Source organism: Sphingomonas sp. Leaf28 (genome assembly GCF_001421685.1).
Taxonomy (GTDB): Bacteria; Pseudomonadota; Alphaproteobacteria; order Sphingomonadales; family Sphingomonadaceae; genus Sphingomonas; species Sphingomonas aurantiaca.
The window spans coordinates 388,650-412,037 of the sequence record NZ_LMKX01000007.1; the positions used below are offsets into that span (position 1 = coordinate 388,650).

Annotated in this window: 17 protein-coding genes and 1 tRNA gene; 4 read left to right on the forward strand and 14 right to left on the reverse strand. The window is 66.8% G+C overall.

What is annotated here, in order from left to right; translation table 11 throughout:
- Positions 1-71 precede the first annotated feature (71 nt).
- The 5 genes from ASE79_RS08255 to ASE79_RS08280 form a co-directional block, all read right to left on the reverse strand.
- Positions 72-632: a DUF1993 domain-containing protein gene (locus ASE79_RS08255; RefSeq protein WP_056414566.1), complete on the reverse strand. Its 561-nt coding sequence runs from the start codon at positions 630-632 to the stop codon at positions 72-74.
- Positions 633-713: 81 nt separating this feature from the next.
- Positions 714-908 (reverse strand): aldo/keto reductase, encoded by a 195-nt coding sequence (locus ASE79_RS22055; protein WP_056414569.1) that lies wholly within the window; start codon positions 906-908, stop codon positions 714-716.
- Positions 909-970: 62 nt separating this feature from the next.
- Positions 971-2,521, reverse strand: coding sequence for a L,D-transpeptidase family protein (locus ASE79_RS08265; RefSeq protein WP_235516818.1), 1,551 nt, complete (start codon positions 2,519-2,521; stop codon positions 971-973).
- A 1,295-nt stretch (positions 2,522-3,816) separates the two neighbouring features.
- Positions 3,817-3,891 (reverse strand) — tRNA-Glu (locus ASE79_RS08275).
- A gap of 83 nt (positions 3,892-3,974) precedes the next feature.
- Entirely contained in the window at positions 3,975-5,348 is a 1,374-nt protein-coding gene (locus ASE79_RS08280; RefSeq protein WP_056414574.1) for a class II 3-deoxy-7-phosphoheptulonate synthase, read from the reverse strand.
- A 214-nt stretch (positions 5,349-5,562) separates the two neighbouring features.
- On the opposite strand from ASE79_RS08280, the gene ASE79_RS08285 reads away from it, so the two are divergent.
- Entirely contained in the window at positions 5,563-5,748 is a 186-nt protein-coding gene (locus tag ASE79_RS08285; RefSeq protein ID WP_056414578.1) for a hypothetical protein, read from the forward strand.
- Here ASE79_RS08285 and ASE79_RS08290 read toward each other — a convergent pair.
- From ASE79_RS08290 to ASE79_RS08300, 3 genes are all read right to left on the reverse strand, one after another.
- A complete protein-coding gene (locus ASE79_RS08290; protein ID WP_056414581.1) occupies positions 5,742-6,680 on the reverse strand; it encodes a D-2-hydroxyacid dehydrogenase in 939 nt (312 codons plus the stop codon). The genes ASE79_RS08285 and ASE79_RS08290 overlap by 7 nt on opposite strands.
- 94 nt (positions 6,681-6,774) lie before the next feature.
- Complete coding sequence (locus ASE79_RS08295; RefSeq protein ID WP_056414584.1) at positions 6,775-10,365, reverse strand: ABC transporter permease/M1 family aminopeptidase; 3,591 nt, start codon at positions 10,363-10,365, stop codon at positions 6,775-6,777.
- Positions 10,365-11,273, reverse strand: a complete 909-nt coding sequence (locus tag ASE79_RS08300; protein WP_056414587.1) for an ABC transporter ATP-binding protein — start codon at positions 11,271-11,273, stop codon at positions 10,365-10,367. Before ASE79_RS08300 ends, ASE79_RS08295 begins: the two co-directional genes overlap by 1 nt.
- A gap of 297 nt (positions 11,274-11,570) precedes the next feature.
- Here ASE79_RS08300 and ASE79_RS08305 point away from each other — a divergent pair, with 297 nt between their 5' ends.
- Positions 11,571-13,784 (forward strand): ATP-binding protein, encoded by a 2,214-nt coding sequence (locus ASE79_RS08305; RefSeq protein WP_082445188.1) that lies wholly within the window; start codon positions 11,571-11,573, stop codon positions 13,782-13,784.
- Here the strand turns inward: ASE79_RS08305 and ASE79_RS08310 are convergent.
- The 3 genes from ASE79_RS08310 to ASE79_RS08320 all read right to left on the reverse strand — a co-directional run bounded on the left by ASE79_RS08310 (position 13,781) and on the right by ASE79_RS08320 (position 20,001).
- On the reverse strand, positions 13,781-15,121 hold the full coding sequence (locus ASE79_RS08310) for an ABC1 kinase family protein (RefSeq protein WP_056415749.1): 1,341 nt from the start codon (positions 15,119-15,121) through the stop codon (positions 13,781-13,783). The two genes, ASE79_RS08305 and ASE79_RS08310, sit on opposite strands and share 4 nt — an antisense overlap.
- An 82-nt stretch (positions 15,122-15,203) precedes the next feature.
- The gene (locus tag ASE79_RS08315; protein WP_082445189.1) at positions 15,204-18,323 is read right to left on the reverse strand and encodes a PAS domain-containing protein; all 3,120 of its coding nucleotides are present in this window, start codon (positions 18,321-18,323) and stop codon (positions 15,204-15,206) included.
- Between the two features lie 124 nt (positions 18,324-18,447).
- The gene (locus tag ASE79_RS08320; RefSeq protein WP_056414592.1) at positions 18,448-20,001 is read right to left on the reverse strand and encodes an aldehyde dehydrogenase (NADP(+)); all 1,554 of its coding nucleotides are present in this window, start codon (positions 19,999-20,001) and stop codon (positions 18,448-18,450) included.
- 173 nt (positions 20,002-20,174) lie between these two features.
- On the opposite strand from ASE79_RS08320, the gene ASE79_RS08325 reads away from it, so the two are divergent.
- Positions 20,175-20,975: a transglutaminase-like domain-containing protein gene (locus ASE79_RS08325; RefSeq protein ID WP_056414594.1), complete on the forward strand. Its 801-nt coding sequence runs from the start codon at positions 20,175-20,177 to the stop codon at positions 20,973-20,975.
- Positions 20,976-21,000: 25 nt separating this feature from the next.
- Here ASE79_RS08325 and ASE79_RS08330 read toward each other — a convergent pair whose 3' ends face one another.
- The 3 genes from ASE79_RS08330 to ASE79_RS08340 form a co-directional block, all read right to left on the reverse strand.
- Positions 21,001-21,222: a hypothetical protein gene (locus tag ASE79_RS08330; RefSeq protein WP_130325346.1), complete on the reverse strand. Its 222-nt coding sequence runs from the start codon at positions 21,220-21,222 to the stop codon at positions 21,001-21,003.
- Between the two features lie 98 nt (positions 21,223-21,320).
- Positions 21,321-21,803, reverse strand: coding sequence for a peptide-methionine (S)-S-oxide reductase (locus ASE79_RS08335; protein ID WP_200910343.1), 483 nt, complete (start codon positions 21,801-21,803; stop codon positions 21,321-21,323).
- 91 nt (positions 21,804-21,894) lie between these two features.
- Positions 21,895-22,458 (reverse strand): GNAT family N-acetyltransferase, encoded by a 564-nt coding sequence (locus ASE79_RS08340; RefSeq protein ID WP_235516819.1) that lies wholly within the window; start codon positions 22,456-22,458, stop codon positions 21,895-21,897.
- A gap of 171 nt (positions 22,459-22,629) precedes the next feature.
- On the opposite strand from ASE79_RS08340, the gene ASE79_RS08345 reads away from it, so the two are divergent.
- Complete coding sequence (locus tag ASE79_RS08345; protein WP_056414604.1) at positions 22,630-23,388, forward strand: FadR/GntR family transcriptional regulator; 759 nt, start codon at positions 22,630-22,632, stop codon at positions 23,386-23,388.

Here is a 23,388-nt window from a genome sequence, read left to right on the forward strand (position 1 = left end):
CGTCCGGAAGTGGATCTTCCTGATGCCCGACCCATCGCGCGCCGAGGCGATCGTGCCCCCTGATGCGCGCGTCAGGACAGCGCGTTCTGCCGAAGGCAGGCGAAGATGTGCGACGCATAGTCTGCCTTTCCCAGCTCGATCCCCTGTGCTCGGATGATCGAGTATGCGGTCACCACGTGGAAATAGAACTGCGGCAGCGCCCAGTCACGCGCATATTGCTCCGCCGTTAGGTCGAGGATCATTCCGTTTGGCAGCGCGTGGGCGATCGGTGCGGCAGGGTCGATCGTGATGCCCGCGGCTGCGGCGGCCTCGACCACTGCGATCGTCTCGACGATCCGGGCTTGGGCATCCGCGAGCGTACCGGGCCGCTCGCCAGCGTTTCGACCCTCGTCGAGCAGGGTCTCCGGCGCGGGCGGAAACGCCTGATCGAGCAACCGGAACACGCCTTCCTGCGCCTGTCGGCACGCAAACCGGACTTGTGTCGCCAAGGGGAACATGTCCGGCGCGAGCCGCGCCGCCAGCAGCGTGTCCACGCTCCCGTCTGGCCGCTGCGTCTCTGCCTTGGAGAGCCACTGCGACAACGCTCCCAGCATCTGGACGTAGGTGGGGACGACAAAATCTGAGAGCGTCATGAAGCTTCGCTTTTCTAGCGGGTCGGCAGGTCGATCCCGCTCCCGGTCTACACAGGCCAGCCACGCGGAGCCAAGCGTTCGTCAGCCAATGCCGTCGAGCGCGGCCATCTCCCGGTCGGGAAGCGCCAGCGCCGCCACGGCGAGATTTTCGCGAAGGTGCGCCACGGACGGCGTGCCGGGGATCGGCAGGATGTCAGGCGACCGCCGCAGCAGACACGCCGGGGCCACCTGCATCGGCGTCGCGTTGCGCGAAATTATCGATCGCCATCGGTTCATCGTGGCCGGTCGGTCGACTGTCCCACGATGGGTTCGTTCGTGGGGAAGGGATGGGGTTGTGACTAAGGGCCGATGTCGATCGCCTGCGCTTCCGCCCGGCGCGCCGACGACTTGGCAAAACCGAGTTGCTCGGCGATCGGATCGTTCCATCCGTATGGGTCGGTGCGGAAGGCGATCGCTCCGTCGGCACCGACATAGACATTGTGATAGAGCAGCCGGACCGGAATACGACGCGGCAACGGCACGAAGGTCATCTCGCCCGTCGCCTGCGCAGCCTGCCACGCGTCCGCGACGCCCTCGTCCTCGGCGAGCATCTGCGCGAAACCGAGCGCGTCCTCGACGCGGACGCAGCCATGGCTGAGATGGCGCTGGCTGCGCTCGAACAGCGCCGGCGCCGAGGTGTCGTGCAGGTAGATCGCTTGGTTGTTGGCCATGTCGAACTTGACGAGGCCGAGCGCATTGTCGGGCCCCGGTTGCTGGACGATCCAGCCGTCACGCAGCACCATGTTGTGCGCCTGCAGATATGCGTCGTCGACGTTCGCCATTTCGCCGTTCTGGATCGATTTCGGCACGGTCCAGGTCGGGTTGGCGACCAGCCTGAAGATCGGCGATGCGAGCGCCGGGGTCTCGTGCCCGGGTTCTCCGACGACGACCTTTCGCTCGTCCACCACCGTGCCGTCGCGGTAGTACCGCAACTGTGACGCTGCGGTGTTGACGTCGATCCGCGTGGCAGGTGGCGTGCGTTCGAGCCAGCGCCGGCGTTCGAGCGCAACGCCCAACGCCCGGGCGCGATCGCCGGCGCCCAGGTTGAGCACCCTCAGCGTCTCGGGACCGACGACGCCGTCGGCGGCAATCCCGTAATCGGTTTGCAATCGTTTCAGCGCGTCCGCCAGCGCCTGCGTGTAGAGCGCCGACGTGGGGGAAGGCGTGAGCAGCGACGGCTCGGCCGCTGAACCGTAAGGCGCCATGTAGCCGCTCTGCGTCAACTGATCGGCAATGGCCGCCACCCGCGGGTCTCGAGTGCCGACACGGATCACGCCACCGGCGATCGGCTGGGTCGGCCCGGCTGCAGCTGCGGCCTGGCTAAAGCGGAGATAAGCGTCGGACAAAGACCGGTACTCGGCGTCCTGCGGTGCCAGCGACTCCAGCCACTCGGTGAGTTTACCGGTCGCAAGGGCAACGCCGAGACCGTCTGTAACGTCGGTTTTCGGGCGGGGCAGGGTATAGACTTCGTGCAACGAGGCAGGATCGATGCGTCCTCCTGCCAAAGCTTCGGCATAGGAGACGGCGGCGCGCGACCGCGCTACGTCGGCGACGGCGGGGCTTGCATCCGTTGCGTCCGCGCCGGCGAAGGCCAGATGGTCGAGACCGTGCCGGCCGCGGTCGGCGAGCGCGGACTCGAATGCAGCGATGCTCTGCTTGGACCACAAAGCCCGCCATTTCGACTTGGCGTACAACGTCCGAAGCTTGGGGTCCGTCACGTCGCCCTTGTCGATCGCCATCGCGATGGGGTCCGGACGGGCTACGGCATCGATCGGAAAGACCTGAGCGTGCGCCGCTCCGTGGGTCAGCAGGATCAGGAGCGGGACCGTGGATTGGTACAATGTCTTCAAGCGCATGCCGGTCTAACGAGCCAGTCGGCAATGTGGACCAGGACGACGGTCGGTCGTTGCAGAAATCTGCCGTTCGGCGTGCTGTCGCCGGCCTAAAGTCGATCGCCGTCGCGCGCCGCGTCGTCGTTTACCTGACGGTGTGCAATCGCGCTGAATATAGCGAGTGTACACATCGCCAGGCTTTCGAAGGTCGGCCCAATTCTCCCCGTCAACGCGGCTCCGTCGTCAACGGTTTAAGCGGGCGAAGTTGGGAACTACAGGCCGACCCCCAGTGTCGGACTATGGGTCCCGCTGGGCCCAACCGACCGGGCCATCAACGCCCAATTACCGACGTTCGCGGCTGGATGGTCCAACGGAAACTAAGGTAGCAGGTAGGCGTAAGCCACGAAGAACGAGATCGTCATAGTGACAAGCAGGATGCCTATCCCGAGCCAGCCATTGAGAGGGGGCTTCTTGGACTTGCTGGCTTCGCGAGATGATTTTGTCATGCCGCGACTATAGGCTCGAGCGGTTTCCGGCGAAACCCAAACCGGCTTTCAAGGCCTGGTCCATGCTATCGGGAAAGCTTCACCTACTCGTCGGCGCTACGCGTTTCGTCCACGATGTCCAGAAGCGCCTTGACGACCTCGTTGTCAGAGGAGTGCGTTGTACCCAGTTCGAATGTCCGTAGCCTAGCGGCATGACCGGTGAGGCGGGGACGCCACAGCGGTTCGTCGGGATGCTACCTTAGTCTCATCCAGTTCGTGCCGGTCCGCTTGACGTCGCCCCCCGTAGGAGTCGGCCATCAACCTCTCGAAACGCGCCTTGTCCCCGCAAAGCCGATGCCGGTCGGTGTTGGACGGCGGACCCATGATCGCGGGCGGGAACGGGTCATCCACGCCGATCGACGTGCGCGAGCCCGCTGCAGCATCGAATTCCATGAAGAATACGGTGAGCCACGGCGGAGCGGAGAGGCCGGTTCCCGCCGCCAGGGCGTCGCACCGGCGGCGCACCAAGGCGCTGGGCGTTGGGACCAATGTCTCTTCCGCGCACCGGTGGCGTGCCATCGGCGAGTTCAGCTCGAATTTGGCATTCTCGCGCGCAAAGCCGATCTTGGCCTAGACGGTGTCCTTTGTCCACAACAAGACCTTCGCCACAGCCTTGCCCTTGAGGGCCGCCCGGCGCGCTCGTTTCCAGTAGACTTGGCATGCTCGGTGATCGCAGAAAGGGCACGCCATGCGGGTCCGCTTCGATCCATCTGTCCCGATGTCGAGCAAAAGGGGCGTAACCCGCACATTTCCGAGTTTAGTCGAGAATGGTGACCCCTACGAGAATCGAACTCGTGCTTACGCCGTGAGAGGGCGTCGTCCTAACCGCTAGACGAAGGGGCCGTTAGCAGATGCGGGCGTCTACGGAACGTGGCGGCGGTCGTCAACCCGGTTGCCGCATATTCCTTCGACGCCCGTCATTTTTCTCAGGCGGCGACCTTCTTGCGCTCGGCCATTTCCTCGTTGAGCATCTCGGCCAGCAGGAAGGCGAGCTCGAGGCTCTGGCTGGCGTTGAGGCGCGGGTCGCAGTGCGTGTGGTAACGATCGGCCAAGCTCTGCTCGGTCACGTCGACCGCGCCGCCGGTGCACTCCGTCACGTTCTGCCCGGTCATTTCGGCATGGATGCCGCCGGCGTGCGTGCCTTCCGCGCGGTGAACCGCGAAGAAGCCGCGCACCTCGGCGAGGATCCGGTCGAAGGGCCGCGTCTTGTAGCCGTTGGCGGCCTTGACGACGTTGCCGTGCATCGGATCGCAGCTCCAGACCACCGGATGGCCCTCGCGCGTCACGGCGCGGACCAGGCGGGGCAAATTCGCCTCGATCTTGTCATAGCCATAGCGCGTGATCAGCGTCATGCGGCCGGGGATGCGCGCAGGGTTGAGCGTGTCGAGCATCCGCAGCAACGCGTCGGGCTCGAGGCTCGGGCCGCACTTGATGCCGATCGGGTTGCCGATGCCGCGTAAATACTCGACATGCGCCGAGCCTTCGAAGCGCGTGCGATCGCCGATCCACAGGAAATGCGCGCTGGTGTCGTACCAGTCGCCGGTCAGCGAATCCTGCCGGGTCAGCGCCTGCTCATACTGGAGCAGCAACGCCTCGTGGCTGGTGTAGAAATGCGTCTGCGCGAGCTGCGGCACGGTCTCGGGATCGATACCGCACGCGGCCATGAACTCGAGTGCCTCGCCGATCCGGTCCGCGGTCTCGGCATATTTCTTCGACCAGGGGCTGCGGCCCATGAAGTCGTGAGTCCAGCGATGAACCTGGTGCAGGTTCGCATAGCCACCCTGCGCGAACGCGCGCAGCAGGTTGAGCGTGGCGGCCGACTGCGAGTAGGCGCGGATCATGCGCTGCGGATCTGGCGCACGCGAGGCGGCGGTGAACGCGATGTCGTTGACGTTGTCGCCACGGTACGACGGCAGCTCGACGCCGCCGATCGTCTCGGTATCGGTCGAGCGCGGCTTGGCGAACTGGCCCGCCATGCGACCGAGCTTCACGACCGGCAGCTTCGACGCATAGGTGAGCACGACCGCCATCTGCAGGATGACGCGGAACGTGTCGCGGATGTTGTTCGCGCTATGCTCGGCAAAGCTCTCGGCGCAGTCGCCGCCCTGGAGCAGGAATGCCTTGCCTGCTGCGACCTCGGCGAGGCTCGCGGTCAGGTTGCGCGCTTCGCCGGCGAAGACGAGCGGTGGAAAGCTGGCAAGCTGGTCGGTCGCTGCGGTCAGCGAGGCGGCGTCGGTATAGGTCGGGAGCTGTCGTGCTTCGTGTCGTGTCCAGCTGTCAGGGGCCCAGTTCGCGGCCATATCATGTCGTCCGATTGGTGAATTGTGCGGCTATCCATGCTCGGAAATGCGTTTTCGCGCAATGAAGTAAAGCTTGCAGGGTGCAAGTCATTGATGGCGTGGGGGGTGCTCGGCCAGCGCATCTAACCGAAGAAACCGAACCGACCGCCGATTTCTGCCCCGTCCGGTAACGATTGTTATGGCATACAGACTGCCTCTTTGCCATGAGCCGACGATGGATATTCCCTTGCGTCTGATCATTGCATTTTCAATTATCGCTGCCGGTGTCGTAATCGCCATACCCGTTCTGATCGTGTTCACGCGGCGCCGCCGGGCCGACCGGCTGCGGCGCCGTGGCGTCAAGAGCTACAACCGCACGGCCGGTACCGCGCCGGCCGCCGCGCCGTCGAACCGTCAATAGCCTTCACGCAGGTCCGCCACGTTCTTCATCGGCGCACCCGCGAGGAACGCGTCGAGATTCTCGAGGAACAGCGCAGCGCCGCGTTCGAACATCGTCGTTTGGCTTCGGCCCGACATGTGCATCGTCACGATCGCATTGGGCGCGGTCCACAGCGGGTGACTGGCGGGCAGGGGTTCGGGATGCGTGGGGTCGAGGAACGCGCCGGCGATCGATCGGTCCGCCAGCGCCGCGCATAACGCGTCGTCGTCGATCATGTCCCCGCGCGCGATATTGATCAGCCAGGCCGATGGCTTCATCCGCGCGAGTTCGGAGGATCCGATCATCGCCGCCGTCGCGCCGGTCGACGGCGCGGCAAGGATCACCCAGTCGAACGTGCCGAGCCAGTCGCGCCACGCGTCCGCGGGGATCGTGCCGTCGCGACCGGTCCGCGTCACCCCCGTGACGTCGACGCCGAACGCCGCAAGCCGATCCCCGATCATCCGGCCGATCGTGCCATAGCCGATGACCAGCGCCTTCGTCCCGTCGAGTTCGATCTTGCCGGGGGCATCCTTCAGCCACGCCTGCCGGTCATAGGCGCGCAGCACCGTATCGAACCGCTTGGCGGCGACCAGCACGCCCATCACCGCATATTCCGCCACCGTGATTGCGTTGATCCCCGCGCCATTGGTCAGCGTGACGCCCTTGGCGCTCAGCAAGTCGAGCGGAAATGCGTCGAGCCCTGCATAGATAGTCGAGACCCAGGCCAGTCGCGGGCCCGCCGCGCGGAGCGCCTCGGCGACGAGCTCGGTCGGCTGCATGTCGACCCAGGCGATGTCCGCATCGGCGATCATCGCCTTGGCATCGGCGGGCGTCGCGAACCACGCGGTTTCGAGCGTATCGGGCAGATGCGGTTCAAGGAGCGGGCGGGCGGCAAGTGGCAGGACGGCTTTCATCCGCCCAGCATCGCGACCGCGCGGGGACTGTCAAGCGCAACGCCTTCGCCCCGTACGCCCACAACCCGCCACACACCGCCGCCGATCGCCGGCGTCATTGGCCGCTGACCGCAACGACATTGTCGTCGCCGTTCCTGTCGACATACAGGTTATACGGATCGATGCCGGCAAAGGCGGGCTTCCGGCGAGAGACGATCCGGATCGTCTGTTCGCCCGACCGGATCGCCCGCCGATCCTTCGAAATGACGTCCTTCGCGGCAAAGCTGCCGAGCCCTGGCCGCTGGTCGAACAGGCCGACGTCGATCGTATCGGCGAGCGCGGCCTTCGTCTCGGCCCCCGCGCCGTTAGCATAGGCCTTCGCGGCCTGGATCGTCACCACGGTCTCGTAGCTGCCATCCGGGCGCCTGTCCGTCACGGCGGCGATCGCCTTGAGATCATAGACGGTGATCCGGTCGAGCAGGTCGACGACCAGCTGCCGTTCCGCTGGCGTGCGTGCCAGCGACAGGAAGCCGTCGACCAGATCGAGCGAGCGCGGATAGGGTTTGCCCTTGAACCGATAGCGCGCGAGCAGCCCGCGCAGCATCGCGTTGACGCGCGCCTCGCCCAGCCGATCCTGGAGCAGGTACATCACCAGCGACCCCTTGCGATAATGGATATAGCCCTGGCTCTCCACACGATCGAGCGGGACTTCCTCGACGACCTCGCCGCCGCGCGATCGCAAATAGCTGTCGAGTTCGTACTTCAGGAAACGGCGGATCTTGTCGTCGCCATATTGGTGCTTCATCACCATCAGCGCCGAATATTGCGCCATCGTCTCGATCAGCATCGATCCGCCCTGCATGTCGGCAGAGACGAGCTGATGCCCCCAATATTGATGGCCCAGTTCGTGCGCGGTGACGTAGCTGAGATAGTCGATCTTGGCGGTGTCGCGGTTGTCGGCGATGAACCCGATGCGTTCGGAATAGGGGATCGTGCCCGCGAACGCCTGCGCGTAGCTCGCATAGCCGGGATATTCGAGGATCCGGGCATAATCGAATTGATAGGGCCCGAAATTGGCGCGGTAATAGCGCAGCGACCGCTGCATGGCGTCGAGCATCCGATCGACGTTGAACGCGTGCTGCGGGTCGTAGAACACGCGTAGCGCGGTGCCGTCGACGCGCCGGCCTTTCTGCGCATAAGACGCGGACTGCACCGAGAAGAAGGCGAGGATCGGTGCGGTCGAGACGTACCGGGCGGTACGGCGACCACCCGCGACGCTGTCCGACACCAGCCGGCCGGGCGCTACCGGGACCTGGCTCGCAACCGTCGAGACGGTGATGTCCGAGCGGACCCATGGCGTATTGAACAGCAGGTTGCGGTCCTGCGCGGTGCGGTCTTCGAGCTTGGCGGGGCGCAGCTCAGGCACCAGACCGTATTTGCGCCGCTTGGAACGGTCCTGCAGCAGGCCGTCCTTGCTCATCCCGATCTGCGGCGAGAACTCGCGATTCTCCAGGAAGGTGCCGTTGCCGACGACGCGCGTGTCGTCGCCATTGGCGACGAGGCCGCGCTGCCAGCGGGTGGCGTGGAACGTCAGCGTGCCGCGTGCCCCAGGCGGCAGCGGGGTCGCGAACCGGTAGATGCGGTATTGAAGGTCGGCGTCTTTCATCACCAGCGTGGCACCGGGAATGGCGACCGCGCCCAGCCGGGTCTTGTCGTCGGGCAGGCGCACGTGGAGATCGCGCACCGGCGCGCCGGTATCGTTGACGAACGCATACACGCCGTCCGCCTCGAGCCGACGCTGATCGGGATAGAGCGCGACGGCGAGCCGGATGTTGGTGACCGAAGGCTGCTTCACGCCGACATACCGCAGATACTTCTTCTCATAGGCGGCCAGGCGGGCCTCACCGTCCTGCTTGGTGCGATAGACGTTGAGGATGTCCATCTGGTGATACAGGAAACCGCCGGTCGCGACGGCCACCAGCAGCGCTGCCGCGAACACCAGGCCGGGCGCACCGAGAAGGCGGCCGGGCACCTGCGCAACGCGTACGCGCAGCCGCGTCTCGGTGCCGCGCCGCCAGAGCAGATGCGCCAGCACGCACAGCCCCAGCGCGATCGCACCCCAATAGAGCCGCAACCACCAGCCCCGCGCGCCACCGATCTGCGCGCCGTTCATGTCAGACAGCGTCACCGTCCCGGCGCTGCCATATTGGTAGAGCGGGTGTTCGAAGCCGATAGAGGTCAGCGTGATCGTGCTGACGAGGTAGACGACCATGATCGCCCAACCGACATATTTGTTCGGGCTCAGCGCCTGGACGAAGACCGCCAGCACCGCGAGGATCACCGCATCGACGGTCATCGGCAGCACCCACCACAGTGCATAATGCCCGAGCGCAAGATCGGTCTGGCCGCGCGCGAGCTGCACCGCGCACGCCGTGACCACCGCCACCACCGAGGTCGCGAACAGGACGCCGGTGATCGCAAGTACCTTCGGCGCGAGATACGCCCAGTTGGGCAGCGGGGTCGCATCGACGATCTCGTGCATCCCGCGCTCGCGATCGCGCCAGACGAGTTCGCCCGCATAATAGATCGCGATGATCACCGGAATGATCCCGAACGCGCCCTCCAGCGTGCCGATCAGCGCGAAGGTCAGCGGGCGGATCGCAGTGCCGTACATCTCGTTGGTGGCGAGCAGGCCGGCGAGCGTGTTGAAGACGCCGATCAGCATCAGCACGAGGAACGCCGGGCTACGGAACACCAGCGTCATCTCGAACCGGCAACGTTCGCGAAGCCGTGTCCAGGCGGCCGCGGCGGGGCGGGCGGCGGGCAGGCGGTCGACCAGCACCGGCGCGGTGGCCGCGAGCTTCTCGGTAGTCCGGCGTTGCTTGCGCAGCGCGCGTTTCGAGACCCGGCGCTCCGCGAACGAGAAGCGCGCATAGGCGATGCCGATCGCGACGAAGCCGATCGCGATCGCGAACAGCCGGTTCCAGACGAGGACGCCTGCGAAGCGCGGCAGTCCGGCATTGGCCTCGCTCGCGGTGAAGTAACGAGTCGTGGTGCCGAACGCGCCGAGCCCGAACGGCTCGAAATAGCTGCCGACCGCGCGCCATTCGGGCTTCGCCCGCAGCGCCATGTTCATCGTTAGATAGAGCGCGAGGAAGACGATGACGCCGAGATAGCTGTACATCATCGACCGCGTCATCGTAGCCACCGCGAAGAAGATCGCCGAGGTCATGAACACGCTCGGCATCGCCAGCAGGAAATAGGCATAGGCATAGTCGCCAAGCCGGTTCGGCCCGAGCTTCTCGGCATCGACCCACGGCATCAGCGATCCCAGCCAGATCGCCAGCGGGATGGCGGCGAAGGCGAGCGCGGCCGCCCCGAACGCGCCGAGGAACCGCGCGGTCAGGTAATCGAACTTGCTGACCCGGGTCGAGCGCACCATCGGCCCGAACCCGCTATCGTCGTCGCGGACGATCACGTTGGCGACGAACGCGGTCGTCACGAACATGAAGAACAGCGACATGATCAGATGGACCTGCGCGATCGCGACCGGCGCGTTCTTGTGGATGTTCGCGCCGCTGCCGATCTGGATCTGCTCGATCGTCATCGATCCGAAGCTGAGCAGGAAGAACAGGATCGCGACGGTCCAGAAGACCGGGTTGCGCAACTGATAGCGCAGCTCGAAGCGAGCGATCTGACCGAACATCAGGCGGCTGCGAACTGGCTGGCTGTCGCTGCCGGTACGCGTCGCGACCGCGACAGCGTCGAGAAATACACGTCCTCCAGCCCGCCATGCGCGGCGGTGAAGCCGTCGCCGGGGTCCTCGGGCGACAGGATGTGGATGATCGTCCGGCCCGCGAATAGCCGCGTCGAGATCACCTCATAGTGGAGCTTTGCCGCGTCGAGTTCGTCGCGGCCAATCGTCTTGGCCCACACATGGCCGCGGGTCCGCTGGATCAGGTCGAGCGGCGCGCCCTCGAGCTGGATCCGTCCCGCCGCCAGCACCGCCATCCGCGGGCACAGATCGGCGACGTCCTCGACGATATGCGTCGACAGGATCACCACGACGTTTTCGCCGATCTCGGCCAGCAGGTTGAGGAAGCGGTTGCGCTCCTCGGGATCCAGCCCGGCCGTCGGCTCGTCGACAATGATCAGCCCGGGGTTGCCGATCAGCGCCTGCGCGATCCCGAACCGCTGGCGCATGCCGCCTGAAAAGCCGGCGATCGCCTTTTTGCGGACGGTCCACAGGTTGGTCTGGTTGAGCAAGGTCTCGACCGTCTCCTTGCGTTCGCGCGCGGAGGCGATGCCCTTCAACACCGCCATATGATCGAGCATGTCGTAGGCGGAGACGCGCGGATACACGCCGAAATCCTGCGGGAGATAGCCGAGCGTCTCGCGCAGCGCCTCCGGGTTGGCGATCACGTCGATGTCGCCGAACCGGATCGTGCCCGAGGTCGGGGTCTGCAGTGTCGCCACCGTCCGCATCAGCGTCGACTTGCCCGCGCCATTGGGCCCGAGCAGCCCGAACATGCCGGTAGGGATGCTCAGCGTCACGTCGTCCAGCGCTCGCGTGCCATTGGCATAGACGTGCGTGACATTCACCAGATCGAGCATGCAGGAACCCCCGTTCGTTTCGAAGCTGCAACGTACCGAGTGTATTGCCGATGTAAAGCACGCAGTTCAGTGCCCGCTGGATCCCAGTCTGCCGCCCGCGAGGCGCAGAATGGCCGAAACGTCAGCATGACAGGGTCGACTACGTATCTTGTTGAAATGCCACGGGCTTGTAATGTGCCGATCGTATCGCGTTGGTGCGGCGTTCGTTCGCGACTATGATGCAGCCAGTCGCGCGCCTCGGCCTTGGGCGAGGTCGGGTCTTCTGGTTATCGCGACGATATAGGAAAAGGTAGGACGGTGGCGGGGGCGTTTGCATTCTTGGGGAGCGGCGGCGGCCTTGCGGCACTGATCGGCGCAACCGACTGGTCCTCGACCGCACTTGGTCCGGTCGAGGCGTGGCCGCACCCGCTCAAGACCGCGACCGCGATCATCCTGCGCGCGCCGGTGCCGATGGCGCTGCTCTGGGGCACCGATGGCGTGATGCTCTACAACGACGCGTTCGCGGCGGTGATCGGCGCGCGGCATCCCGGCTCGCTCGGCGCGAAGGTCGCGGATGCGTGGCCCGAGGCCCGCGCGTTCAACGAGCATGTCCTGCGGGTGTGTCTTGCAGGCGAGACGCTGTCGTTTGCGCGGCAGGACATGACGGAGTATTTCCCGAAACGGGACGAGCCAGTCTTTCTCGACCTGAACTATTCGCCGGTGCTCGACGAGCGCGGCGTCGCGGGCGGCGTGCTGGCGGTCATCGTCGAGACGACCGACGCGGTCCTCGCCGAGCGCGGCCTGAGAGGCGAAACGCACACGCTCGAGACGCTCAACCTCACGGGCGCGGCACTGGCCGCGGAGCTCGAGCTCGAACCGTTGATCCAGATGGTGACCGACGCGGGCGTAAAGCTGACCGGTGCGCAGTTCGGTGCATATTTCCACAATTTGATGGATGAGACAGGCGAGAAGCTCCATCTGTTCACGCTGACGGGTGCAGAGCGCGCGGCGTTCGAGAAGCTCGGCCGGCCGCGCGCGACCGCGGTGTTCGGCCCGACCTTCCGTAACGAGGGCGTGATCCGCTCCGACGACATCCTCGCCGACCCGCGCTACGGGCGCAGCGCGCCGCATTACGGCATGCCGAAGGGCCATCTCCCGGTCCGCAGCTATCTGTCGGTACCGGTGACGTCGCGGTCGGGCACGGTGCTGGGTGGGTTGCTGTTCGGCCATTCGGACGTCGCCCGGTTCACCGAACGGCATGAGCGGTTGCTGGTCGGAGTCGCGGCGCAGGCGGCGATCGCGATCGACAATGCGCGGCTGTTCAAGGCGGTCCAGGACGTCAACGACACGCTCGAACAGCGCGTCGCCGAGCGCACGCTCGAGCTGACCGAGGCGCATGACGCGCTGCGCCAGGCGCAGAAGATGGAGACGCTAGGCCAGCTCACCGGCGGCATCGCGCATGACTTCAACAACCTGCTGACGGTGATCCGCGGCTCGACGGATCTGCTCAAGCGACCGGGGCTGAGCGAGGATCGGCGAACGCGCTACATCACCGCGATCGCGGATACCGCAGACCGCGCGACGAAGCTGACGAACCAGTTGCTGGCGTTTGCCCGGCGGTCGTCGCTGACGCCGACCGTGCTCGATGCGCGGACGATCGTGCGCGGGATGACCGACATGATCGTGACGCTGTCGGGGGCGTTTATCGATGTGTCGATGCGGCTGCCCGACGAGGCGTGCCTGGTGAACGCCGATGCCAGCCAGCTCGAGACCGCGATCGTCAACTTGGCGGTCAATGCGCGCGATGCGATGCGCCAGCGGGGAAGCCTGACGATCGACGTCGACACCGCGCAGCGGATCCCGGCGGTACGCGGTCACGCGGCGCGGACCGGCGATTTCGTCAGGATCGCGATCCGCGATACCGGCACCGGGATCGATCCTGCGCATATCGAGCATATCTTCGAACCGTTCTTCACGTCGAAGGCGGTCGGCCACGGTACCGGGCTGGGGCTGTCGCAGGTGTTCGGCTTCGTCAAGCAATCGGGTGGCGAGGTGATCGTCGACAGCGTCCCCGGCGAGGGCGCGGTGTTCGCGCTGTATCTGCCGCGCGAACGCGATGCCGGCGCGATGACGCTCGATCCGGTGCTGGCCGCCTGTCCCGACCAGGGGCCGCTGCATATCCTGGTGGTCGAGGACAATCCCGATGTCGGCGCGTTCGCGATCTCCGCGCTCGCTGATCTGGGGCACGCGATCGTGTTCGCGCGCGATGCCGAGGAGGCGCTCGATCTGCTCGAGGCGCACGCGGTGGGCTTCGACGTGGTCTTTTCGGACGTGATGATGCCGGGCATGACCGGGATCGAGCTCGGGCGCGAAATCCGCCGGCGCTATCCCGGGACCGCGATCCTGCTGACCAGCGGCTATAGCGAGGTCATCTCGCGCGAAGGAGCGCACGGGTTCGACCTGTTGCGGAAACCCTATTCGATGGGCGAACTCGCCGCCGCGCTCCGCACCGCAACCGCGACTTCCAGCTAGGCCGGCTCCGCGCAATAGGCGGCGACCATCGACCGGATGTCGACACGGGCCTTCAGCCGCGCGGCCAGCAGCGCGGTGCCGCTGATCTTGCGCTGGACGAACAGCGTGTCGATCGGCGGAAGGTGCCACGTCTCGCGGTCGCGCGCGATCTCGGTGCCCTGTTCGCGCAGCACGCCGACGAACGCACGATCGCCGAAATCGAACGGGCCAGGCTTGGCGAGTTCCCCCAGGATCACATCGATCATCCGGTCGACCAGCGCCCGATGCCGCTCGACCGCCGCCTCGCCGAGGAAGCCGGCGGCGACCGCAGCCTCGCGCACCGCATCGCGGTCCCCCGCGAGCGCCGCGGCAAGCAGGCGGCGATAGCCTTCGCCGGTTTCGGCGGGGAGGGGGCGGGCCGCGCCGAAATCGAGCAGGACGAGGCGTTGCGTGTCGGGCTGCCAGCGGTAATTGGCGAAGTTCGGGTCGGTCTGCATCAGCTGCCATTCAAACAACTCGCGCAAAACCAGCGACACGAGATCGTGCATGACGCGGTCGCGCGACTCTTGCGGCGCGGTTTCGAGCGATTCGACGGGAACGCCGGTGACGAAGCTCATCGCGAGGACGCGCGGTGTCGTCAGCTCGGACACGAACGAAGGCACGACGAACGCACTCTCGCCCTCCAGCAATGCGCCATAGCGTTCAAGCATCGTCGCTTCGCGCAGATAGTCCGCCTCCTCGTGCAGCTGGCGCTTCGCCTCGCCCAGCAACGGCGCGATATCGAGCGACTTGGGCATCAACCCGGACACGCGCAGCAACGTCGCGACATTGTCGACATCGGCGTCGATGCTGTCCTTCACGCCGGGATACTGGACCTTGATCGCCAGCTCGGCGCCGTCGGGAAGGCGTGCACGGTGGACCTGTCCGATCGAGGCGGCGGCAACCGGATGCGCCTGGAAATGCGCGAACCGGCGGCGCCAGTCCTTGCCCCATTCGGCGGCGAGCACGCGATCGAGCTGCTGCGGCGGCATGTGGTGCGCATTGTTGCGCAGCTTGGCGAGGATCGTCGCGAGCTCGGGCGGGAGCATGTCGCCCGCGTCCATCGAGATCATCTGGCCCAGCTTCATTGCCGCGCCGCGCAGGTGCGAGAGCTGGTCGGCGACGCGGGTGGCGTTGGCGGGGGTCAGCAGCAGGTCGCCCATGCTCGGCCGTTCACCGCTGGCGAGCCGCCGCGCACCCTCAGCGACGACACCGCCCGCAACCCCGCCCGCAAGCCGCCCGAAGACGCCCAGTCGCGCGAGGCGCCCACTGGGGATGGCACGCCCTGCACTGGCCTTGGCACCGCGGTCTTCGGTCACGTCGCATCCTTCATCGGCCGCGAAGCGCAACCCTGATGCGGGATATGGGGCGCTGTCTCAGGCGATCAATCAGCGCCAATCGTCAATCTACTTGGGTGACCCGGTTTGCGGTGTCCGCAACGAGCGGATCCGCGAGCATGGTCTCGCCCAGCGACGCCAGCACCGCTGCCGCCAGCGCGTCGAGGCCATAAGGCTTTTCGAGCATGATCGCATCGGTCTCGTCCGCGACCGAAGCCGTATCGCCCGTGGCGAAGACGATGCCGACCCCCGGGCGAAGCGCGCGCGCCGTCCGTGCAAAGTCCGGACCGGACACGCCCGGCAGGTTCACGTCGGTCACCAGCGCGTCGATGGGGACCGTCTGCAGCGCGGTCATCGCGTCCTCGGCACTCGCCGCGTCGACCACGACGAACCCGCTGCCCTGGAGCATCTCGGCGGTGTTGGCACGGATCATCGCGTCGTCCTCGACCAGCAACACCGTGCGGCGGGCAGGGGTGTCGAGCCGGCGGTCGGCGTCGATCCGGGCGTCGCGCGCTGCCTTGGCGGCGGGATTGCCCGAACGCTGGCGGTTGGCGAGCACCTGGCGGAACTTCCGCGCCAATGCTTCGCGCGTGTACGGCTTCGACAACAGGTCGAGCCCGGCATCGAGCTTGCCGCCATGCACGATAGAGTTCTCGGTATAGCCGGAGGTGAACAGCACCGCGAGGTCGGGCAGGCGTTCCTTGGCCTTGCGCGCGAGCTCGGGGCTTTTCAGCGTGCCGGGCATCACGACGTCGGTAAACAGCAGGTCGATCGGCACGCCGCTTTCGATGACGTTGAGCGCGCTCGCGGCGTCGACTGCCTTGAGCACGCTGTAGCCGAGATCGGTGAGCAGTTCGACGACCGTGCTGCGCACCTCGTCATCATCCTCGACCACCAGCACGGTCTCGGTCCCGCCGGAGATCGGGCTGGCATCCGCGACGACCTCGACGTCCTCGGTCTCCATCGCGCGCGGCAGGTACAGCTTGATCGTCGTGCCTTCGCCGACCTCGGAATAGATCTTCACATGCCCGCCGGACTGTTTGACGAAGCCATAGACCATCGACAGGCCCAGTCCCGAGCCCTTGCCCTCGCTCTTGGTCGAGAAGAACGGTTCGAAGACCTTCTCGATGATCTCGGGGCTCATGCCGGTGCCGGTGTCGGACACCGCCAGCATCACATATTGGCCGGGCTCGACCTCGTCATGCGTACGTGCATAGGTGTCGTCGAGATGCGCGTTGCCGAGCTCGATCGTCAGCTTGCCCTGGCCGTCCATCGCGTCGCGCGCGTTGATCGCCAGGTTGAGCAGCGCGTTCTCGATCTGCGCGGGGTCGATGAAGGTGTTCCACAGCCCGCCGCCGACCATCGTCTCGATCTCGACGCCTTCGCCGATCGCGCGACGCAGCATGTCGTCCATCCCGCGGACGAACCGCGTGACGTTGACGACCTTCGGCTCGAGCGCCTGGCGGCGCCCGAAGGCGAGCAGCTGGGCGGCGAGCTTCGATCCGCGGGTGACGCCTGCCATCGCGTTGGCGACCCAGCGTTCGGCGCGCTCGTTACCCGCGAGGTTCTTGCCGAGGAGCTGCAGATTGCCCGACACGACCTGGAGCAGGTTGTTGAAATCATGCGCCACGCCGCCGGTCAGCTTGCCGACCGTCTCCATCTTCTGCGACTGGGCGAGCTTGGCCTCCGCCTGGCGACGCTCGTCGATCTCGCGGATGACCCGCGCCTCGAGCGTCTCGTTGAGCTGGCGCAGCTGGTCCTCGGCGCGTTCGCGGTGGCGGACCTGGCGCGCGAGCGCCTCGGCCTGGTCGCGCAGCGCGGCTTCGGCGGCGCGCTGGTGCGTGATGTCGGTGTGGACGCCGACCCACTCGATCACCTCGCCCGCCGCGTCGAGCATCGGCAGCCCGCGCACCGCGAACGTGCGCCACGTGCCGCAATGGCGGCGGACGCGGTGTTCGAACACGAACATCGACTTGGCGAGCACCGCGCTGGTCCACGCCTTGATCGTCGCCGCGACGTCGTCGGGGTGGATCGCGTCGGCCCAGCCGAAATTCTGATACGCGTCGATCGACTGCCCCGTGAGCGCCGCCCAGCCGGGCTGCTCGCCGATCATCCGGCCGTCGGGACTGTTGGTCCAGAGCACGCCGTGGACCGCGTCCATCGCGGTGCGGAACCGGCCGTTGCTGATGCCGAGCTCGGCCTCGCGCTGGGCCCGGTCCTCGACATCGATGCCGAGCACGTAGAGGCCCGGGATCGATCCATCGGCGGCGACATGCGGCACATAGCGGAACTCGGCGCGCCGCGGGCGGCCGTCGCGGTGCGGGAACACGGTCTGCGCGACGAAGCTCTCGCCCGCCAAAGCCCGATCGAACGATGCGCGGCGATCCTCGTAGACGGCCTCGCCAAGCACATCGCGGACGGGCTTGCCGATCATCGCGTCGGCCGCAACGCCCAGCCAGTTCTCATATTGCGCGTTGGCGAGCCGGTAGACATGGTCGGAATCGATGTACGAGATGAGCATCGGCACCGCGTCGGTGACCCGACGCAGTTCGGCCGAGCTGGCGGCAAGGCGGTGCTCGGCCTCGACCCGGCCGCTATTGTCGACCATCGTGCACAGCACCCCGCCGACGCTCCCGCCCGCACAGTAGATGGGGGTGTAGAACAGGTCGAGCGTGAGCGTCTCGGGGCCGTCAGGCCGCTGGAACAGGATCGGCTGGTCGCGATAGGCCACGGTCTCGCCGCGCTGGCTCGCGTCGAGGACGGCGCGGTTCCAGTCCCACACTTCGGGGAATGCGGTCGCGACCGGACTGCCCAGCGCGGCGGGGTGACGGTCGCCGGCCACCGCGCGATAGCTGTCATTGTACAGCATGACGTGATCGGGGCCCCACATCACGACCTTGGCCACCGGCGAATTGATGATGTTGGCGAGCGTGACGCGGAGCTCGGCGGGCCATGTCTCGATCGCGCCGAGCGAGGTCGCGCTCCAGTCGCGCTGGCGGACCAGCATGCCGCATTCGCCGCCGCCGATCAGCGCCTCGACGGGCGTGCGCGGCGCACGCATCTGGTCGAGCGCGGTGCGGATGATCGCGGTCACATCGCCATGGCCCTGCGCGGCGAGATCGTCGATCTGGCGGCCAAGATCGGCTGGCAGGGAAATGATGCGCGACGAGGCGGGTGTTGTCATGTTCGACTAGTGGGTTTGCCGCGCACGCGTGTCAATGAATACGAACGGTGGAATACGAACGGTGGAATACGAACGGTGGCGGGAGGCGGTCACTCGACCGCTCCCGCCACCGCGCGCCGCGCGATCACCCCTCGGTGCGCGGCAGGCCGAGCGGGTTGCCGTGCTTGACCGCCTTGGGCAGCAGCGCGTCGGGCAGGTCCTGGTAGCAGACCGGGCGCAGGAACCGCTCGATCGCCGCGGTTCCGACCGAGGTCGTGCGCGGATCCGAGGTGGCGGGGAAGGGGCCGCCATGCACCATCGCCGGTGCGACCTCGACACCCGTCGGCCAGCCGTTCGCGAGAATGCGGCCCGCCTTGCGCTCGAGTACCGGCAGCAGCGCCGCCGCGTCGGCATGGTCGCCCTCGTCGATCTGCAGCGTGATCGTCAGCTGGCCCTCGATCGTCTCGAGCACGCGGCGAACCTCGGCGAGGTCGGCGCAGCGGATGATGATCGACGCCGCGCCGAAGACTTCGTGCGACAGCGCCGGGTCGGCGACGAACGCCTTGCCGGTCGTCGAGAACAGCGCCGCACGGCCGCGGTTCGCGCCCTCGGCGTCGGTGCCACGCGCGAGCGTCTCGACCGAGTCATGGCCGGCGAGCGCTGCGACGCCCTGCTCGTAGCTGGCATGGATGCCGGGGGTTAGCATAACCTGCGGTGCGGCCTCGCCCAGCGCAGCGGCCGCCGCTTCGACGAAGGTGTCGAGGTCGGGGCCGTCGACCGCAACGACGATGCCGGGGTTGGTGCAGAACTGCCCCGATCCCATCGTCAGCGATCCGACATACGCCTTGCCGAGCGCTTCGCCACGCGCAGCCAGCGCGGCGGGGAACAGGATGACCGGGTTGATGCTGCTCATCTCGGCATAGACCGGGATCGGCTCGGACCGTGCCGCGGCGAGCGCGACCAGCGCCAGGCCACCGCTGCGCGATCCGGTGAAGCCGACCGCCTTGATCCGCGGATCGTTGACGAGCGCGGCACCGAGTTCGTTGGCGGGGCCCTGGACGAGCGAGAAGACGCCTTCGGGCAGGCCGCACTTCGCGACGGCGGCCTGGATCGCCTTGCCGACCATCACCGACGTGCCGGGATGGGCGGGGTGGCCCTTGACGACAACCGGGCAGCCGGCGGCCAGTGCGGAGGCGGTGTCGCCGCCTGCGACCGAGAAAGCGAGCGGGAAGTTCGACGCACCGAACACCGCGACCGGACCGACCGCGATTCGACGCTGGCGCAGGTCGGAGCGCGGCGCAGGCTTGCGATCGGGCTGCGCGTGATCGATCACGACCGACGCCCATGTCCCCTGGCGCAGATGCTTGGCGAACAGGCGGAGCTGGCCGGTGGTACGACCGCGCTCACCCTCAAGCCGTGGCTGCGGCAGGCCGCTCTCCTGCATCGCCCGCGCGACGAGCGGCGCGTGGATCGCCTCGATCTCGTCGGCGATCGTCTCGAGGAACACCGCGCGCGCCTCGGGGTCGGTCTCGCGGAAGGTGTCGAACGCGGCGTCGGCGAGCGAGCATGCGTCGGCGATGTCGTCCTGGCTCGATACCGCGAAGGCGGGCTCGATCTTCGCGTCGGTCGACGGGTCGATCGCCAGGAAGGTGACGTCGCTGCTTACGGCGCGTGCGCCGATCGGGAAGGTGCCGTCCATGTCAGTTCTCCAGGTCAAACGATGCAGGCCGTATCGTCGCGACTGCGTCGGCCAGCGTTGCGCATGCACTATTGGTGGGAGCGGTAACACGCAAGCGCAAGGTCGGGATGTTTCGCTTGCAGCGGCCTCCCCGAAGGCGTTGCGGAAGATCGCGGCGCTCCCATCTTGGCGGGATGCACGATGATCTCATCCACCTTGGCCTAATCGACGACGCCGACGTCGTTCTCGACGAGGCGGCACTCGCCTTGGCGCTGCCCGATCACCCTCGCGCCAGTCGCGAGGCGTTCCAGGGCGTCTTCCAGGCGATCGCCGACCGGCTGGAAGCGGCCGGCAGCGAGGGTCTCGACGCGCGGTCGCAGGCCGAATTGCTCGCGATCGTCATCGGCGACGAGTTCGGCTTCGTCGGCGACTCCGCGACCTATGACGATCCCGCCAACACCGACATGATCCGCGTCATCGAGCGTCGCCGCGGCCTGCCCGTCAGCCTGTCGATCCTGTATGTCGCGGCGGCGCGGCGGCTGGGCTGGACGGCGAACATCCTCGACGTGCCGGGGCATGTGCTCGTGCTGGTCGGCGAAGAGGCGGTTCCGGTGATGATCGACCCGTTTCGCGGCGGTGAGCCGGTCGATCGCGACCAGCTCGTCGCGCTGCTCCACGCGGTGGATCCTGGTCGGGTCGCGGCGGCAAACCATGTCGCGACGATGCCGAACCGCGCGATCCTTCTGCGCCTGCTGATGAATGCGGCGACACGTGCCGAAGCGGCCGGGGACGGCCGACGCGCGCTCATTCTCTATCACCGCATGACGCTCGTCGCACCCGACTCGGGCCATGCCTGGTGGGAACGCGCGCGTCTCGAACTGACCAGCGGCGAGATCGGCGCGGCGCGCGGGAGCCTCAGCGCGATGCTGGAGATTACGCGCGAGCCCGAGCTTCGCGCGAAGGTCTCCGGCATATTGGCGTCGTTGCACGCGTAAGCCGGGGACGGCCCCGGCCTGACCTTCAGCCGGGAATACCCCAGTTCGCCTCCTCGCCGGCGGCCTTGGCGGTGCGCACCAGATGCTCGACATAATTCTGGAAGACCGGCACCGTGAAGGTGACGAGCGTCGGTTCGCCGTTGGGTTCCTTGAAGGTCAGCACGACGAACCGGCCGCCTTCCTCGTCGAGGACGAGGCCGGCTTCCATTGCGCCCGGCCCGCTGGGGGTGATGATCGTTGCGGTCATTGTTCGTCTCTTGCGTTGCCGGTGTGTCGTGGCGGCTATGCCGTACATCGGCGATCGGCGTCTACGGCCTCGCGCTTGAGCCCCGGACGGCATGACAGTCAGGGCAGCGCGAGGTCGGCGAAGTGCTGCCGGATATATGCCAGCTTGGGGTCGATATAGCGGCGGCAGAACGGCCGGCTGGGATCGGTCTGGTAGTAATTGCGGTAGCGTTCCTCGGACCCGCGGAACCCGACGAACGCGAGCACCGCGGTCCGGGCTGGCTCGCCCGTGTCGCTGGCGAACTGCGCGATCGTGCGCGCGGCTTCGTCGTGCTGCTGATCGTCGAAGACGTACACCGCGCTGCGATACCGCCCTTCCGGCGAGTAGGTACCGCTCGCCGAATGCGTCCGGAGGTGGACCTCCGCCAAAATGCCGAGCTGTATGATCGCGGGATCGAAGGTCACGATCACACCTTCCGCCCACGCGTCCCAGGGCGGCTCGGACTGGAGGAACCCCTGATCCACCTGAACGACGCCGCGCAACGCCTGGAAGACCCCTTCGGTGCACCAGTGGCAGCCGCCGCCAAAGCCGATCTTCTCCACTGTCACCTCTCCGCGCGGGTCCCGTCGCGTCGGGTCGTAGTGACGCCACCGCAGGGCGCAACCGTCGATGAAGCAGCGGTCAGCGGGGCCGTTACGTCGACAGCGTCATCCGCAGGATCATCGACGACGGATCGCCGGGGCATGGCGCGGCGATCCAGCCGCGTTCGCGTTCCAGTTCGATCGCCTGGTGGTTGTCGCGGCTCTCGATCGATTCGAGCGTCGTGATCCCCCTGGCACGCGCGAACGCGGCGACATGGTCGAGCATGCTCCAGCTGATGCCGCGACGCTTGAAATCGCTGCGGATCGCCAGCGCGACTTCGGCGCGCGCGAGGCTTTCATCCGCCGCCAGCATCGCGGTCGCGACGATCGCGTTGGTCGTTGGATCGAAGGCGAGGAAATTCTCGGTGCGCTGGTGATCGACCGTGACGAGCGCGCGGAGCTGGTTATGGCCGACTGTGTGAATCGCGCTGAGGAAGCGAAACCGCAGATCCTCGACGTCGACATGCTCGAAGAACGCCCCGAGCGCAGGCTCGTCGGCGGGGCAGGCGGGGCGAACATGGAAGACATAGCCCGTCCGCGTCGCGATATCCGCGCTCCACGACACGACCGGGAGTGTTGCTCCGGCGTCTGCGCGCTCGCTGACGAGTTCGACCATTGTGATGTCCTTTGCGATTGGCCACCGCGATCGGCGACGCACGCCGTACCTAGCCGCAAGGCGACCGCCGCCGCAGCGTCGGGAAACACGTAGCGTCCCCCGCGCCTGCTTCGCCCCTACGATATGGAAAGGACCACTTGTCGCCACCCCGATTTTGGGCGACCAAGCCGCATGATCGAACCCAAGCCTACCAAGGTCCGCACGGCTTTGGGCCGCAACCTCACCTACGGAATGCTCGATACGGTGGGCCGTGCGATCGTCACCGGCCATTATGACGGAAAACGCTTTCCGACAGAGGCTGAACTGGCGACCGAGCACGGCGTCAGCCGGTCGGTGACGCGCGAGGCCGTCAAGATGCTGACCGCGAAGGGCCTGCTGTCCGCGCGTCCACGGCAGGGCACGATCATCCAGCCGAACACCGCGTGGAACCTGTTCGACACCGACGTGCTGCGCTGGCTGCTCGAACGCCAGTTCACGCTGCCGCTCTTGCGCAGCTTCAACGAGCTTCGCCTCGCGGTCGAGCCGATGGCGGCGCAGCTTGCAGCGATGCACGCGACGTCGGCGGGCGTCGCGATGATCGCGGCAGGCTATGCGCGGATGGAGGCGGCCGAGCGCGGCGATGACGATGCGCTCGATGCCGATATTGCGTTCCACGTCGCGATCCTGCGCGCGTGCGACAATCCTTTCTTCGCGCAGTTCGAGGATCTCGTGTCGACTGCTTTGCGCACCTCGATCCGCTTCACCAACCGCTTCAAGGGCCGCAGCGCCAGCCTGCCCGCGCACAAGGCCGTGCTCGAGGCGATCGCCGCGCGCGACGCAGGCTCCGCCAGCGCGACGATCCGGTCGATCATCGAGGACGTCATGATCCTCATCCGCCAGGCCGAGAGCGAAGGCGCGGTGGTCGATCGCGGGGCAGCCGTGCTCGGCTGA

Coding starts and splice junctions, on each gene's coding strand:
- ASE79_RS08255 (WP_056414566.1), bottom strand. CDS start 632: ATGACGCTCTCAGATTTTGTCGTCCCCACCTACGTCCAGATGCTGGGA.
- ASE79_RS22055 (WP_056414569.1), bottom strand. CDS start 908: ATGAACCGATGGCGATCGATAATTTCGCGCAACGCGACGCCGATGCAG.
- ASE79_RS08280 (WP_056414574.1), bottom strand. CDS start 5,348: ATGGCCGCGAACTGGGCCCCTGACAGCTGGACACGACACGAAGCACGA.
- ASE79_RS08285 (WP_056414578.1), top strand. CDS start 5,563: ATGGATATTCCCTTGCGTCTGATCATTGCATTTTCAATTATCGCTGCC.
- ASE79_RS08290 (WP_056414581.1), bottom strand. CDS start 6,680: ATGAAAGCCGTCCTGCCACTTGCCGCCCGCCCGCTCCTTGAACCGCAT.
- ASE79_RS08295 (WP_056414584.1), bottom strand. CDS start 10,365: ATGTTCGGTCAGATCGCTCGCTTCGAGCTGCGCTATCAGTTGCGCAAC.
- ASE79_RS08300 (WP_056414587.1), bottom strand. CDS start 11,273: ATGCTCGATCTGGTGAATGTCACGCACGTCTATGCCAATGGCACGCGA.
- ASE79_RS08315 (WP_082445189.1), bottom strand. CDS start 18,323: ATGACAACACCCGCCTCGTCGCGCATCATTTCCCTGCCAGCCGATCTT.
- ASE79_RS08320 (WP_056414592.1), bottom strand. CDS start 20,001: ATGGACGGCACCTTCCCGATCGGCGCACGCGCCGTAAGCAGCGACGTC.
- ASE79_RS08325 (WP_056414594.1), top strand. CDS start 20,175: ATGCACGATGATCTCATCCACCTTGGCCTAATCGACGACGCCGACGTC.
- ASE79_RS08330 (WP_130325346.1), bottom strand. CDS start 21,222: ATGACCGCAACGATCATCACCCCCAGCGGGCCGGGCGCAATGGAAGCC.
- ASE79_RS08340 (WP_235516819.1), bottom strand. CDS start 22,458: ATGGTCGAACTCGTCAGCGAGCGCGCAGACGCCGGAGCAACACTCCCG.
- ASE79_RS08345 (WP_056414604.1), top strand. CDS start 22,630: ATGATCGAACCCAAGCCTACCAAGGTCCGCACGGCTTTGGGCCGCAAC.